12 protein-coding genes and 1 other RNA gene are annotated in these 13,769 nt (G+C 71.2%); 2 read left to right on the top strand and 11 right to left on the bottom strand.

All coding sequences use genetic code 11. The features are described 5' to 3' along the window. Positions 1-449 precede the first annotated feature (449 nt). The 3 genes from OO54_RS31275 to OO54_RS31265 all read right to left on the bottom strand — a co-directional run bounded on the left by OO54_RS31275 (position 450) and on the right by OO54_RS31265 (position 4,198). Positions 450-1,586, bottom strand: a complete 1,137-nt coding sequence (locus tag OO54_RS31275; protein ID WP_033209042.1) for a uroporphyrinogen-III synthase — start codon at positions 1,584-1,586, stop codon at positions 450-452. Between the two features lie 84 nt (positions 1,587-1,670). After that, positions 1,671-3,026 carry a nitrate/nitrite transporter gene (locus OO54_RS31270; RefSeq protein ID WP_033209040.1) on the bottom strand — a complete coding sequence of 452 codons (1,356 nt, stop codon included), beginning with the start codon at positions 3,024-3,026 and terminating at the stop codon, positions 1,671-1,673. A 197-nt stretch (positions 3,027-3,223) separates the two neighbouring features. Then, positions 3,224-4,198, bottom strand: a complete 975-nt coding sequence (locus OO54_RS31265) for a LysR family transcriptional regulator (protein WP_033209039.1) — start codon at positions 4,196-4,198, stop codon at positions 3,224-3,226. 83 nt (positions 4,199-4,281) lie between these two features. Here OO54_RS31265 and OO54_RS41840 point away from each other — a divergent pair, with 83 nt between their 5' ends. Next, the gene (locus OO54_RS41840; protein WP_234439509.1) at positions 4,282-5,538 is read left to right on the top strand and encodes an MFS transporter; all 1,257 of its coding nucleotides are present in this window, start codon (positions 4,282-4,284) and stop codon (positions 5,536-5,538) included. Positions 5,539-5,587: 49 nt separating this feature from the next. Here the strand turns inward: OO54_RS41840 and ssrA are convergent. The 5 genes from ssrA to ftsE all read right to left on the bottom strand — a co-directional run bounded on the left by ssrA (position 5,588) and on the right by ftsE (position 9,531). Beyond that, positions 5,588-5,981: a transfer-messenger RNA gene (ssrA, locus tag OO54_RS43105) on the bottom strand. Between the two features lie 89 nt (positions 5,982-6,070). Next, entirely contained in the window at positions 6,071-6,610 is a 540-nt protein-coding gene (smpB, locus tag OO54_RS31255) for an SsrA-binding protein SmpB (protein ID WP_051787332.1), read from the bottom strand. Positions 6,611-6,628: 18 nt separating this feature from the next. Beyond that, the gene (locus tag OO54_RS31250; RefSeq protein WP_078905431.1) at positions 6,629-7,816 is read right to left on the bottom strand and encodes a S41 family peptidase; all 1,188 of its coding nucleotides are present in this window, start codon (positions 7,814-7,816) and stop codon (positions 6,629-6,631) included. Between the two features lie 78 nt (positions 7,817-7,894). Next, entirely contained in the window at positions 7,895-8,812 is a 918-nt protein-coding gene (gene ftsX / locus OO54_RS31245; RefSeq protein ID WP_033209038.1) for a permease-like cell division protein FtsX, read from the bottom strand. Positions 8,813-8,841: 29 nt separating this feature from the next. Continuing rightward, the gene (ftsE, locus tag OO54_RS31240) at positions 8,842-9,531 is read right to left on the bottom strand and encodes a cell division ATP-binding protein FtsE (RefSeq protein ID WP_017237020.1); all 690 of its coding nucleotides are present in this window, start codon (positions 9,529-9,531) and stop codon (positions 8,842-8,844) included. Positions 9,532-9,765: 234 nt separating this feature from the next. Here ftsE and OO54_RS31235 point away from each other — a divergent pair, with 234 nt between their 5' ends. Further along, complete coding sequence (locus OO54_RS31235) at positions 9,766-9,948, top strand: hypothetical protein (protein WP_017237019.1); 183 nt, start codon at positions 9,766-9,768, stop codon at positions 9,946-9,948. Between the two features lie 109 nt (positions 9,949-10,057). Here the strand turns inward: OO54_RS31235 and OO54_RS31230 are convergent, their stop codons facing one another. From OO54_RS31230 to OO54_RS31220, 3 genes are all read right to left on the bottom strand, one after another. Then, positions 10,058-11,002 (bottom strand): hypothetical protein, encoded by a 945-nt coding sequence (locus OO54_RS31230; RefSeq protein WP_033209036.1) that lies wholly within the window; start codon positions 11,000-11,002, stop codon positions 10,058-10,060. 381 nt (positions 11,003-11,383) lie between these two features. Then, positions 11,384-12,487: a peptide chain release factor 2 gene (gene prfB, locus OO54_RS31225; protein ID WP_033209035.1), complete on the bottom strand. Its 1,104-nt coding sequence runs from the start codon at positions 12,485-12,487 to the stop codon at positions 11,384-11,386. A 36-nt stretch (positions 12,488-12,523) separates the two neighbouring features. Continuing rightward, a complete protein-coding gene (locus OO54_RS31220) occupies positions 12,524-13,759 on the bottom strand; it encodes a serine/threonine-protein kinase (protein ID WP_033209034.1) in 1,236 nt (411 codons plus the stop codon). Positions 13,760-13,769: the final 10 nt, after the last annotated feature.

Here is a 13,769-nt window from a genome sequence, read left to right as displayed (position 1 = left end):
CACACGGACGGCGCCCTCGGCGGCGCCTCCGCCCCTTGTGCCTGGACCCGCACCGATACGGCGTCGCACTCCCGGTGCGGGTTCAGGCGCGGAAGCCTGGGCCCGGCAAGGGGCGCCGTCCGTTGTGCCCACCCGTCCCGCCCCAGCGGAACGAATGCCCACAACGAGGCGGGGCGAAGGCCCACACGGGAGGGGCGCAGCCCACAACGCGGGGCGGCGGGGCGCAGCGCGCGGGGGTGGGAGCCGCCCCGGCGGAACGAATGCCCACAACGGGGGCGGCGGCACGGAGGGTGGGCACCGTCCCGGCGGAACGAATGCCCACGACGCGGGGCGCAGGCCCACAACGAGGCGGGGCGAAGGCCCATGGCGCGGGGGCGCGGGCCCGCAGCGCGGCGGGCGCGGGGCGCAGCCCGCGGCGCGGGGTGGAGGCCCGGGGCAGGCGGGGCGGGTCAGTCGTCGTATTTGGTTTCGGCGGGGGCGTCGAGGGCGAGGCGGTAGCCGCGCTTGACGACGGTCTGGATGAGCTTGGGCGTGCCGAGCGCGGTACGGAGACGGGCCATCGCCGTCTCGACGGCGTGCTCGTCGCGACCGGCCCCGGGCAGCGCGCGGAGGAGGTCGGCGCGGGAGACGACCCAGCCGGGCCGGCGGGCGAGGAGGCCGAGGAGGGCCATGCCGGCGGGCGGGACGGGGCGGAGGGCGCCGTCGACGAGGACGGCGTGTCCGCGGACTTCGACGCGGTGGCCGGCGACGGGCAGGACCCGGGAGCGGCTGGGGAGTTCTCGGCAGAGGAGCTGGACGAGGGGTCCGAGCCGGAACCGCTCGGGCTGGTACGTGTCGATGGCCTCGGCTTGGAGCGGCAGCGCCGTCACGGGCCCGACGCACACGGCGAGCACGTCGTGCCGCAGTGCCTCGACGAGCTCTTCCCGTACGCCCTTCTCCTGGGCGCGGGAGAGCAGCGAGACGGCGGCGGGGGCGCTGGTGAAGGTGACGGCGTCGAGGGTGCGGGCGAGGGCCGCGTCGAGGAGCCGGTCGAGGGGGCCGGTGTCCTCGGGGGCCATCCAGCGGTAGACGGGGACGCCGACGACTTCCGCGCCGCCGGCGGTGAGCGCTTCCACGAAGCCGGGCAGTGGCTCGCCGTGCAGCTGGAGGGCGATGCGGCGGCCCGTCACGCCTTCGGCGAGGAGCCGGTCGAGGACTTCGGCCATGGATTCCGAGCTGGGCGACCAGGACTCGGTGAGTCCGGCGGCCCGTACGGCTCCCTTGACCTTGGGGCCGCGGGCGAGGAGTTCGACGTCCCGCAGGACGGCGAGGAGCTCTTCTCCGTGCCCCCAGCCTTCGGCGGCCTCGATCCAGCCCCGGAAGCCGATCGCCGTGGTGGCGACGACGATGTCCGGGGCGTTGCCGATGATCTCCTTGGTGGCGGCGAGGAGCTCGGTGTCGTCCGCGAGGGGCACGATCCGCAGTGCGGGTCCGTGGACGACGGCCGCGCCGCGGCGGCGCAGCAGCGCGATGAGTTCGTCCGCGCGCCGCGCCGCGGTGACGCCGACGGTGAAGCCGGCGAGGGGGCCGTGTTCTTGCTCGTCCATGAGGCCAGAGCCTGACGGGGACGCATGACGGATGCGGTTCGCTTGTATTTCCTGGTCGTTACGGTCCGCGCCGGGCACTGGGGATCACACGTTCGCGTAGCCGGGCCGGGGCTCCGGGTCCGTGACGGCCTCGGCGGTCTCGGGGACGGTCGAGGGGTTGCGAAGGTATACCGCCCAGGTGACGACCATGCAGGCCGCGTAGAAGGCGAGGAAGGCGACGAAGGCTCCGGTGCCGGTGCCGGCGGTCTGGAAGGACTGGCGGAAGGCGAGGTTGATGCCGAGTCCGCCGACTGCGCCGATGGCTCCGATGAGGCCCATGGAGGCGCCGGAGAGCCGTCGTCCGTAGGCCTCGGCGGGTTCGCCCGTGAGTCCCTTGCGGTGTCCCTGGGCGAGGAAGATCGCCGGGACCATCTTGAACGTGGAGCCGTTGCCGAGGCCGCTGAGGACGAAGAGTCCGATGAAGCCGATGAGGAAGACGGCGAGCGACTCGATGACGGAGGCGTAGATCACCACGGCGGTCGCGGCGGCCATCGCGGCGAAGGTCCACAGGGTGATGCGGGCGCCGCCGTGGCGGTCGGCGAGGGAGCCGCCGACGGGCCGGATGAGGGAGCCGAGGAGCGGGCCGATGAAGGTGAGGGAGGCGGCCTGGAGGGGGGTGCGGCCGAACTGGGTCTGGAGGACGAGGCCGAAGGCGAAGCTGTAGCCGATGAAGGAGCCGAAGGTCCCGACGTACAGGAAGGCCATGATCCAGGTGTGGCGGGCGGTCACGGCCTCCTTGACGGCGCCGGTGTCGTTCTTGACGGGGACGAGGTTGTCCATGAAGAGCGCGGAGCAGATGGCGGCGACGACGATCAGCGGCAGGTAGACGCCGAGCACGATCCGGGGGTGCAGGGCGCCGGCGGTGCCGATGACGAGGAGGCCGACGAGCTGGACGACGGGGACGCCGATGTTGCCGCCGCCGGCGTTGAGGCCGAGTGCCCAGCCCTTCTTGCGCAGCGGGAAGAAGGCGTTGATGTTGGTCATGGAGGAGGCGAAGTTGCCGCCGCCGACGCCGGTGAGCACGGCCACCAGGACGAAGGTGGTGTACGAGGTGCCGGGCTCCATGACCGCGAAGGCGAAGCCGGTGGGCAGCAGGAGCAGCAGGGCGCTGAAGATCGTCCAGTTGCGGCCGCCGAAGCGGGCGACGGCGAAGGTGTACGGGATGCGGATCAGCGCGCCGACGAAGGTCGCGGTGCCGATCAGGAAGAACTTGCCGGCCGGGTCGATCCCGTACTGGGGGCCCATGAAGAGGACCATGACGGACCAGAGGCTCCAGATGGAGAAGCCGATGTGCTCGGAGAGCACGGAGAAGATCAGGTTCCGGCGGGCGATCCGCTCGCCCTTCTCGCGCCAGAAGGTCTCGTCCTCCGGCTCCCACTGTTCGATCCAACGGCCGCTCATGTCGCACCTCCGCGGGTGTCGGGTCCTGAGGCGTCCACAGCCTCGGGTCCCCGTGTCGCCGACGCTAGGGAGGCCGCGTTTCAAGCCGGTGCCGTGAGGTGACGGCGGCGGAACCTTGCTCTCACCCGGAGCGCGGGGACCCTGTGAGCGCCCCCGCATTCTGGGCCCGGCCCGCTCGGGTGCTGCTGGACCTCCGCTCACGTGGTGCTCGATGCGGGCAGCCCGGGTTCGTCCGGCGGGAGCCAGGAGCCGGACGGGCGGGTGTGCCAGCCTTCCCGGGCGCCGATCTCGGCGGCGGCGGTCCGCAGGGCGTCCAGGGCGGGGTGGCGCAGTCCCTTGCGCCACACCAGGCTCACGGGTGAGAGGGGTACGGGGTCGACGAGGGGGCGCAGGACGCAGCCGGGCATGTCGGGGAAGTCGACGACGACGAGGACCGGGTGGCGGTGCTTGGCCATGACGCGGCGGAACTCCTCGTGGCCGACGGCGAGCGGCGCGGGCGGGGCGACCTCGATGCCGCGCCCCGCGAAGAGCCGGCCGGCGAGGTCGGTCCACTCGGTCGTGCGGTCGTTCCCCGCGCCCGCGTAGACCCGTTCCCCGGCGAGGGCGGTGAGCGGGACCGCGGGCAGGGCGGCGAGCGGGTGGTCGTCGGGGAGCAGGACGGCCATCGGCTCGTACCGTACGAACTGGGCGTCGAGCCGCGTCCTGAGTGCGGCGTCGAGGCCTCCGTACCGGCCGAAGGAGGTGTCGAGCCGGCCGGCGAGGATCTCGCGTACGGCGCCGGTGAGGCCGCTCTCGAAGCGGGCCATCAGCTCGTGTTCGGGGGCGAGTTCGCGGGCCCGGCGCAGGATGCGGTCCTGGACGAGGCCGGGGGTGTTGAGGTCGACGAGCAGCGGCCGGGGCGCGGCCCGGAAGGCGTCGAGGAGCTCGTCGTGGGCGGCCGACACGCGCCGTGCGTGCGGGAGGAGGCGTTCGCCGTCGGGCGTGAGGGCGACGTGCCGGGTGGTGCGTACGAACAGCTCGGCGCCCAGCTCGCGCTCCAGGCGCCTGATGTCCCGACTCAGCGCCTGCTGGGCGACGTAGAGGCGGGCGGCGGCGCGGGTGAAGTGCAGCTCCTCGGCGACGGCGGTGAACGCGCGCAGCAGCCGGGGGTCGATGTCGTACGAGGGGGCCATCGCCGCATTCAACAACACAGGTGCGTGAATGGCCACTGATCAGGTGTTGGACCGCTCGGGCCCGCCCCCGCGAACCTTGGTCCATGCCGAGACCGGACCTCACCCTCACCCCGGCGGGCCCGGCGCTCGCCCCCCGCTACCGCGCCCACCCCACCCGCCCCGTCGGCCTCACCGTGCAGCCCCGCAACCCCTATCTCCGCCTGTTCGCGGTTCCCGGCGCCCGCGCCTTCACCGTGGGGAACATGGTCGCCCGGCTGCCCGTCGGGATGTTCGGCATCAGCGCCGTGATCATGGTCGCGGCGCGCTACGACTCGTACGCCCTGGCCGGCGCGGTCACCGCCACCGCCCTGGGCGCCGGAGCCCTGACCGGCCCCTGGATCGCCCGGCTGATCGACCGGTACGGCCAGGCCCGGGTCGCGGTCCCGGCCTCGGTCCACGCGGTCCTGGGCCGCCTGCTCCTGGTCCTCCTGGTCCACGAGCGGGCGCCCGCCTGGACGCTCTTCCTCGTGACCGCGCTGACCGCCACCCTGCCGAACACGGGCGGGATGTCCCGGGCGCGCTGGGCCCATCTGCTGCGGGGCGACCCGGACGCCCTGCACACCGCCAGCGCCTTCGAACAGGCCGGTGACGAGCTCTGCTTCATGCTCGGCCCGGTCCTGGCCGCGCTCGTCTGCTCGGCGTTCTTCCCGGAGGCCGGCACCCTCGTCGCCGCCGCCCTCCACCTCGGCGGGATCCTGCTCTTCACCGGCCGGCGCGCCACCGAGCCGCCGGTCGCCCCGCGCACCTCGCACGGCTCGCCGCTGCGCGCTCCCGGGATGGCACCCCTGCTCGCGGTCTTCCTCGCGACCGGAGCGGTCTTCGGTTCCCTCGAAGTGGTGGCCCTCGCGTTCGTGGACGGCCCCGTCGCCGGTCCCGTCCTGGCCCTCCAGGCCGCCGGCTCCTGTGCGGCGGGGCTCCTCTACGGCCGGGTCCGCCGCACCGCCCGCCTCCACACCTGTCTGGCCGCGATGACCGTGCTCATGTCGATGCCGCTGCTCGCGGCGACGACCGGCTCCCTCCTCGCCCTCGCCGCCGGCCTCCTCGTGGCGGGCATGGCCACGGCCCCGACGATGGTCACGGGCATGGCCCTGGTCCAGCGGCTCACCCCTGAGTCCCAGCTCAACGAGGGCATGACGCTCGCCGTCACCGCCCTCCTCGCCGGCGTCTCCGCGGGCGCCGCCGCCGGCGGCTGGGCGGCCGACCACTCCCCCTTCCCCGCCTTCGGCTTCCTCCTGCCCACGGCCGCTGCCCTGCTGGCCCTCGCCCTGTGCGCGGCGACCGGCGTGGGCCGCCGCGCATGACAAAGGCCCGGCAGTCGTGGTGACTGCCGGGCCTCTGCCCACATGGGATGAGTGGAGATGGCGGGAATCGAACCCGCGTCCAACGGTGCGGAATCAGGGCTTCTCCGTGTGCAGTCTGGTACGAGTTTCTCAGCCCTCCGGATCACCCAGACAAGTCCGGAACGGGCTCAGTCACTGTTTGATTTCCCTCCAACCCCCGTGACCGGGGCTGGAGGTTTAGATCCCTAAATGACGCCAGGATCCGGGTCGGGACCTTCCCCGGGCTGACGCTCCTCACAGAGGCTTCTGTTCGTTACCTAAAATTAGGCAGCGAGGGCGAAGCGGGAGTTATCGCTCTTGGAGTTGGCGATTATTGGTTGCGACATATGGTTTACGAGATCATTGCCGCTTCCTCGACACGCTTCCCACTGCTTCGACATCCGCTGTCGAAACCGATCATCCCCATGTTGTTTTTTCAAAGGTCGCACCCTCTGTGGGGTGCACGACCCATCGTACGTGACCGACGGGTGCCGTCGCCAGCGTATTACCGGCGCTAGGAGGCCGCGGCCGCCCGCTGCCTCCGCTTCGCCGCCGCGATGGCGCGGTTCGTCTCGCGCGTGTCCTGCTTCTCCCGCAGGGTCTGGCGCTTGTCGTACTCCTTCTTGCCCTTGGCGAGCGCGATCTCGCACTTCACCCGGCCGCCCAGGAAGTACAGCGCGAGGGGCACGATCGTGTGACCGGTCTCCTGCGCCTTCGACTCCAGCTTGTCGATCTCGGCGCGGTGCAGCAGCAGCTTGCGCTTCCGCTTCGCCGAGTGGTTCGTCCAGCTGCCCTGCATGTACTCCGGGACGTGGATGTTGTGCAGCCACGCCTCGTGGTCGTCGATCTGGACGAAGCCGTCGACCAGCGAGGCCCGGCCCATCCTCAGCGACTTCACCTCGGTGCCCATGAGCACGACACCGCACTCGTAGGTGTCGATGATGTGGTAGTCGTGGCGCGCCTTCTTGTTCTGCGCGATCAGCTTGCGCTCGGGCGCCTTGTCCGTCGTCTTCTTCGCAGGCTTGCCCTGCACGTTCACGAGTCCCTTTGCCATAGTGCGGTCATTTTCGCACTACGAGCCCCCTCCGAGGCCACTCAATACCGTCCGGGCCCGCTCCTCGGCCCGTTCCCCCGCCGCCAGGTCCGGCGTGATGCCGTTGCCGTCCACGGCGTGACCGGCCGGGGTCCGGTAGTGGCCGACGGTCAGCTCCGCGACCGAACCGTCCGGCAGCGCGCTCGGCATCTGGACCGAGCCCTTGCCGAAGGTCCGCGAGCCGACCGTCACCGCCCGACCCCGGTCCTGAAGGGCACCGGTGAGCAGCTCGGCCGCGCTCATCGTCCCGCCGTCGATCAGCGCCACCAGGGGACGGCCGGTGTCCCCGCCGCCCTCCGCGTACACGGCCCGCTGCTCGCCCTCCACGTCGTACGTGGCGACGAGACCGCCGTCGAGGAAGGCGGAGGCCGCGACGGCCGCCTCCGAGACCAGGCCGCCCGCGTTGCCCCGCAGGTCGAGCAGGACCCCGGCACCGGCCGGCGCGGCCCGTACCGCGTCACGCACGCGCGTGCCCGCGCCCTTCGTGAAGGCGGTCACCCTGATCAGCAGGGTCCCGTCGTCGAGCCGGCGCACGGTCACCGGGTCGGTCTCGAGCCGCGCCCGGCGCAGGGTCAGCGTCCAGGCGGCACGCCCCCGCTCGACCCGGAGGACGACGGCCGAGCCCGGCACACCGTCACCGCGGAGCAGGGACACGACCTCCGAGACCGACAGGTCCTCGACCGCACGCCCGTCGACCGCCACGAGCCGGTCCCCGACCTTCAGCCCCGCCCGGCCCGCCGGCCCTCCGGCCCGCACCCGCGTCACCCGCACCCCGGTCGCCCCGGCCTTGCCCGCGGACAGCCCCACGCCGGTGTACGCGCCGTCGAGGGCCTGCTCGAACTCGGCGTACTCCTTCTTGTCGTACACCGCCCCCCAGCGGTCCCCGCTACGGCTGACGAACTCCTCCGCCGCCTGCTTCCCCGACTTCCCGTCGGCCATCGCCGCGGCAGCGGCCCTGCTGACCGCCGCGCCGTCGACCGTCGCGCGATCCCGGGACTGCTTCCCGGCGTCCCCGGCCGCGCCCGCCGACCTCGCCGCCGACTCTTCCCGGGGCAGCGAACCGGTGGCGGCCGCCGTGGCCAGCACCCCGGCGAACACCAACGTCAGAACGGCCCCACGGAGCACTCCGCGGGGCCGGATACAGAAAAGCTCACCGCCGGCCGGCACGCCGCCCACTCTAGGACAAGGCAATGGCGCCGCACGGGCTTTGCCCACGCGACGCCATCCTCCGTCAGAGGTCTCTTCTCACACCTTGAGGTACTTGCGCAGGGCGACGAAGGCGGCCACGGCCGGCATCAGGAGGCCGATGGCGATGACGAGGGGGAGCTTGGCGAGGACGGCGTCCCAGCCGATGAAGTTGACGAGCTGCATCTTGTCGGCGAGGGCGATGCCGTGGTCGATGAGGAAGTAGCGGCCGACGAGCAGCAGCACGCAGGCGACGGCGCCGCCGAGGAGTCCGGCGAAGGCGGCCTCCATGATGAACGGCATCTGGATGTAGAAGCTGGACGCGCCGACGAGCCGCATGATGCCGGTCTCGCGGCGGCGGCTGAAGGCCGAGACGCGGACGGTGTTGACGATCAGCATCAGCGCGATGATCAGCATGAGGCCCATGACGCCGAGGGCGGCGATGTTCATGCCGTTCATCAGGTCGAAGAGGTTCTGCAGGATGTTCCGCTGGTCCTGGACCGACTCGACGCCGTCGCGGCCGGCGAAGGCCGTGGCGACCACCTTGTACTTCTCCGGGTCCTTGAGCTTGACCCGGAACGACTCCTGCATCTGGTCCGGCGTGATGACGGAGGCGATGGCGGTGTCGCTGTACTGCTCCTTGTAGTGCTTGAAGGCCTCGTCGGCGGACTCGTGGTGGACGTTCTCCACGATGTCCATCTTCTTCAGATCGGCCTCGATCTGTTCCTTCTGCTGACCGGTGACCGCGCCCTTGGAGCACTTGGGCGCGGTCGCCGCGTCGGTCTTGTTGCAGAGGAAGATGGAGACGTTGACCTTGTCGTACCAGTAGTCCTTCATCGTGCTGACCTGCTCGCGCATGAGCAGCGCGCCGCCGAAGAGGGCGAGCGACAGGGCCACGGAGACGATGACCGCGAAGGTCATCGTGAGGTTGCGCCGGAGACCGACGCCGATCTCGGAAAGCACGAACTGAGCGCGCATGGGTCTGCTTTCTCCTACTCGCTACAGGCTCAGTGCTGGTATCCGTAGACGCCGCGCGCCTGGTCGCGGACGAGGCGGCCCTTTTCGAGCTCGATGACGCGCTTGCGCATCTGGTCGACGATGTTCTGGTCGTGGGTCGCCATGACGACGGTGGTCCCTGTCCTGTTGATCCGGTCGAGCAGCTTCATGATGCCGACGGAGGTCTGCGGGTCGAGGTTGCCGGTGGGCTCGTCGGCGATCAGCAGCATCGGGCGGTTGACGAAGGCGCGGGCGATGGCCACACGCTGCTGCTCACCACCCGAGAGCTCGCCCGGCATGCGGTCCTCCTTGCCGCCGAGACCGACGAGGTCGAGCACCTGGGGCACGGCCTTGCGGATCTCGCCGCGCGGCTTGCCGATGACCTCCTGCGCGAAGGCCACGTTCTCGGCGACGGTCTTGTTGGGCAGCAGGCGGAAGTCCTGGAAGACGGTGCCCAGCTGGCGCCGCATCTGCGGCACCTTCCAGTTGGAGAGCCGGGCCAGGTCCTTGCCGAGGACGTGCACCTGGCCCTGGCTGGCGCGCTCCTCGCGCAGGAGCAGTCGCAGGAAAGTCGACTTTCCGGAGCCGGAGGAACCGACGAGGAAGACGAACTCCCCCTTCTCGATCTCCAGGGAGACATCCCGGAGTGCGGGGTGGCTCTGCTTCGGATAGGACTTGGAGACGTTGTCGAATCGGATCACGGATGCACCACGGTCGGCCGGGAGTAGGTGTGCGTGACCTTACGCGAACGGGGAAGGCCTGCGCAGTCGCGGTCCTGGCTTGCGTGCTTTATCCTTTTCGCCCTCCCGGTCGAACGGGGACGATCCGACGGGGCGCGCCGAAACGCCGCGGAGCTGGCACAGTGGTAGGGGGAACGTCCGGGTCCCACCGGACGTTGTCCTGTTGTGTACCCCAGTGCGGGAGGAGGAGAGCGCATGACCTACGACCGACTGGTGTGCGCCAACTGCGCGGCCCCGGTTGCCGAGGGCCGTTGCCCCGTCTGCCGCGCGAACCGGGAGCGTCTGACCCCCCAGGGCCCGTCCCCCGCGATGCTGCTGACACTGGCGATCGCCCTGCTGGTGGCGATCGCGCTGCTCGCGGCCGTCCAAACGGTCTGACCGGAGGCGCGCGGAGCCCATACGAGCCGGAAAACACGCCGAAGGGCCGGGGAGCGAACTCCCCGGCCCTTCGTCATGCGTCTACGCGGGTACGCAGGACGGCCGTACGTCAGACAGCGGTACGTCCGCCACCGACGAGGCGCGGCAGCATGCGGAAGCCGATGCCGCCGGCGATCATGGTCGCGGCACCGATGACCAGGAACGAGGTCTCCGCCGCACCGGTCTCGGCGAGCTCCTCCTTCGCCTGGCCCTGCTGCACGGGCTGCGAGCCCTCGTTGTTGGTGTTCGGGTTGTTGTTGTCGGTCTCCACGCACTCGGCGCCGTCGAGGTCGACGGTGCAGGTGCCGGCGCCACCGTCGGTGGACGTGCCACCGGTGGTGCTGGTGGACCCGCTGGTGGAGGTCGCCGAGCCACTGGTGGAGGTCGACCCGCTGGTGGAGGTCGACGAGCCGGAACCGTTGGAGCCGTTGGAGCCGTTGGAGCCGTTCCCGCTGGTGGAGCTGGACGACGAGCTCGACGACGAGCTGGACGTCTGCTCACCCGTGGTCGAGGTGGACGTCGTCTGCTCACCCGTGGTGGACGTGGACGTCTGCTCACCGGTCGTCGAGGTGGACGTGGTCTGCTCACCCGTGGTGGACGTGGACGTCTGCTCACCGGTCGTCGAGGTGGACGTCGTCTGCTCACCCGTGGTGGACGTGGACGTCTGCTCACCCGTGGTCGAGGTGGACGTCGTCTGCTCACCCGTGGTGGACGTCGCCGTCTGCTCACCCGTGGTCGAGGTGGACGTCGTCTGCTCACCCGTGGTGGTGGTCGCCGTCTGCTCACCCGTGGTGGTGGTGGTCGAGACACCGCCGTTGGTGGTGTCGCCGAAGGTGGTGTTGCCGTCGGTGTTCTGCGTGTCCAGAACGCCGAGGCCCGCGTCCTGGGACTGGGTCGGCTCCGTCCCGAATCCGCCGACGGCCTGCGCGGCACCGGCCGCCGTCAGGGACGCACCGGCGATGATCACGGCGCTGGCCGCGACCCGCACCAGGCGGATCCGCGTCTTGTTCGTCATCTGGCTGCTACCCCCAGTAGCTCATCTCGTCATGGGGCAGCGCTCAGGGCCCGCGCGGCAGGGGCGGTGTCACGACTGGACCGGCCCCCGTTCACACGCGTCCCAGAAAAGCGCATGCCAGTACGTCACCCTTCCGAGTTTCCGATGAGGCGTCAAGGTCGTTGCGCGTGCGATGCCCGAAAGATCACCAGGTGACCGACATGAGACGATGCAACTGTGACGTAAACCCTGAACTACGGGCCCCGGCACCCCTGTTCCCTTGTCGACAAAGCGTCCCGGCGCACGCCGTCGCGCTTGCGTCAGCGAACACGCCGCTCCGGTACGGAACGCGTTCGGCCCCGCACCGGAGGGGTGCGGGGCCGAACGCGTCGGAACGAGGGGTTACTTGTCCTGCTGCTTGCGCCAGCGGATGCCGGCCTCGAGGAAGCCGTCGATCTCGCCGTCGAGGACGGACTGCGGGTTGCCGACCTCGAACTCCGTCCGGAGGTCCTTGACCATCTGGTACGGGTGGAGGACGTAGGAGCGCATCTGGTTGCCCCAGGAGCTGCCGCTGTCCTTGAGCGCGTCCATCCTGGCCCGCTCCTCCTGACGCTGGCGCTCGAGGAGCTTGGCCTGGAGGACGTTCATGGCGCTCGCCTTGTTCTGGATCTGGGAGCGCTCGTTCTGGCAGGAGACGACGATGCCGGTCGGGAGGTGCGTGATGCGCACGGCCGAGTCGGTCGTGTTGACGCCCTGGCCGCCGGGGCCGGAGGCGCGGTAGACGTCCACGCGGAGGTCGGACTCGTCGATCTCGACGTGGTCGGAGGACTCGACGACGGGGAGGACCTCGACGCCCGCGAAGGAGGTCTGGCGGCGGCCCTGGTTGTCGAAGGGCGAGATGCGGACCAGTCGGTGGGTGCCCTGCTCGACGGAGAGCGTGCCGTAGGCGTACGGGGCCTTCACGACGAAGGTGGTCGACTTGATGCCGGCCTCTTCCGCGTACGAGGTCTCGTAGATCTCCGTGGAGTAGCCGTGGCGCTCAGCCCAGCGCAGGTACATGCGCTGGAGGCGCTCGGCGAAGTCGGAGGCGTCGACGCCGCCGGCCTCGGCCCGGATGTTGACCAGGGCCTCGCGCTCGTCGTACTCGCCGGAGAGGAGGGTGCGGACCTCCATCTCGTCGAGGGCCTTGCGGACGGAGGTGAGCTCCGCCTCGGCCTCGGCGAGCGTGTCCGGGTCGTCCATCTCCTCCGCGAGCTCGAAGAGCACCGCGAGGTCGTCGATCCGGCCGCGCAGGGTCTCGGCCTTGCGGACCTCCGCCTGGAGGTGCGAAAGCTTGCTCGTGATCTTCTGCGCCGCCTCCGGGTCGTCCCACAGGGACGGGGCCGCGGCCTGCTCTTCGAGCACGGCGATGTCGGCCCTCAGCTTCTCGAGGTCCAGGACGGCCTCGATCGACCCCATGGTCGAGGAGAGGGACTTCAGCTCTTCGGATACATCGACGACTGCCACGCGTCCAGCGTAACGGCTCCGGGCCTGGAGCCGAACCTATGGCTGGGAGGACTGCTGGGAGTCCTGCGGCGGGGCGTCCTCGCCGGAGGCCGCGAGGTAGCCGCCGGCGCCGAGCGCGCCCGCGACCACGACCGCCGCGACGGCGAGGGTGATGCGTCTCTTGCGGACGGCGCCCGCCTTGTGCCGGGCCGAGCCGGGGCGGGGGGCACCGGCCGGGCGCGGGGCGCGGGCGGTGCCGAGGGGGCCGCCGGAGAGCTCGTCGGGGGCGGGGACCCGCATGGAGGTGTGGGTGTCGCGGTTGGAGTCGGCCGATGCGCCGGGGACGAGCGGGACGGCGGCCCGGCGCGGCCCGGGTTCGCCGGCGCCCGTGGCGGTGGCGTACGCGTCCTCCTCGTACGGCTCCGGGGCCGGTTCCGCGTCCGGCTCGTCCACGTCGAGCGGCGGGATGCCCTTGAGCAGCGGGAGGACGTCCTTGAGGCGGGTGGCGAGCTCGGAGGCGCGCAGCCGGGAGGCCGGGGCCTTGGCGAGGCACTGCACGATCAGCTGCCACAGCTCCTCGGGGATGCCGGGGAGCGGTACGACGGTCTCGGTGACGTGGCGGCGCAGTACGGCGCCGGGGTGGCCGCCGCCGAACGGGGTGAAGCCGGCGAGCAGCTCGTACAGGACGGTCGCGAGGGCGTAGATGTCGACGGCGGCACGGGGCGGAAGGCCCTCGACGATCTCGGGGGCGAGGTAGTCGGGGGTGCCGATGATGCGGGTGGCCTTGGTGCGGCCAGGGGTGTCGATGAGCTTGGCGACGCCGAAGTCGGTGAGGAGGGCGGGGTGGGCGCCGCCGGGTCCGAGCGGGCCCTCCATGTCGAGGAGGATGTTCTCGGGCTTGACGTCCCGGTGGACGACTCCGGCGGCGTGCGCGGCGGCGAGGCCTTCGGCGACGTCGGTGATGATCGCGACGGCCGCCTCGGGGGCGAGGCGGCGCTCGCGGTCGAGGCGGGTGCGCAGGTCGGTGCCGCGGACCAGGTCCATGACGAGGGCGAGGTCGTTGCCGTCGACGACGAGGTCGCGGACCTTGACCACATGGGGGTGGTCGAGGCCGAGGAGCGCGGTGCGCTCCTGGACGAAGCGGCCGACGAGTTCCTGGTCGGAGGCCAGGTCCTCGCGCAGCAGTTTGACGGCGACGGGCCCTTCGGGCCCCTCGCCGAGCCACACCGTTCCGGCGCTGCCCCGCCCGAGGATCTGGTGGGTGGTGTAGCGGCTGCCGATGTTCCGTGCCAAGACTGCTCCC

The sequence above is a fragment of the Streptomyces wedmorensis genome (assembly GCF_000716445.1).
Taxonomy (GTDB): Bacteria; Actinomycetota; Actinomycetes; order Streptomycetales; family Streptomycetaceae; genus Streptomyces; species Streptomyces wedmorensis.
Note: the sequence above shows the minus strand (reverse complement) of the source record. Positions and strands in the feature narration are given on the sequence as shown.

Bases quoted from the DNA above. Each gene is read 5' to 3' on its own strand.
- OO54_RS31275 (WP_033209042.1), bottom strand. From the start codon at position 1,586: ATGGACGAGCAAGAACACGGCCCCCTCGCCGGCTTCACCGTCGGCGTC.
- OO54_RS31270 (WP_033209040.1), bottom strand. From the start codon at position 3,026: ATGAGCGGCCGTTGGATCGAACAGTGGGAGCCGGAGGACGAGACCTTC.
- OO54_RS31265 (WP_033209039.1), bottom strand. From the start codon at position 4,198: ATGGCCCCCTCGTACGACATCGACCCCCGGCTGCTGCGCGCGTTCACC.
- OO54_RS41840 (WP_234439509.1), top strand. From the start codon at position 4,282: ATGCCGAGACCGGACCTCACCCTCACCCCGGCGGGCCCGGCGCTCGCC.
- smpB (WP_051787332.1), bottom strand. From the start codon at position 6,610: ATGGCAAAGGGACTCGTGAACGTGCAGGGCAAGCCTGCGAAGAAGACG.
- ftsX (WP_033209038.1), bottom strand. From the start codon at position 8,812: ATGCGCGCTCAGTTCGTGCTTTCCGAGATCGGCGTCGGTCTCCGGCGC.
- OO54_RS31235 (WP_017237019.1), top strand. From the start codon at position 9,766: ATGACCTACGACCGACTGGTGTGCGCCAACTGCGCGGCCCCGGTTGCC.
- OO54_RS31230 (WP_033209036.1), bottom strand. From the start codon at position 11,002: ATGACGAACAAGACGCGGATCCGCCTGGTGCGGGTCGCGGCCAGCGCC.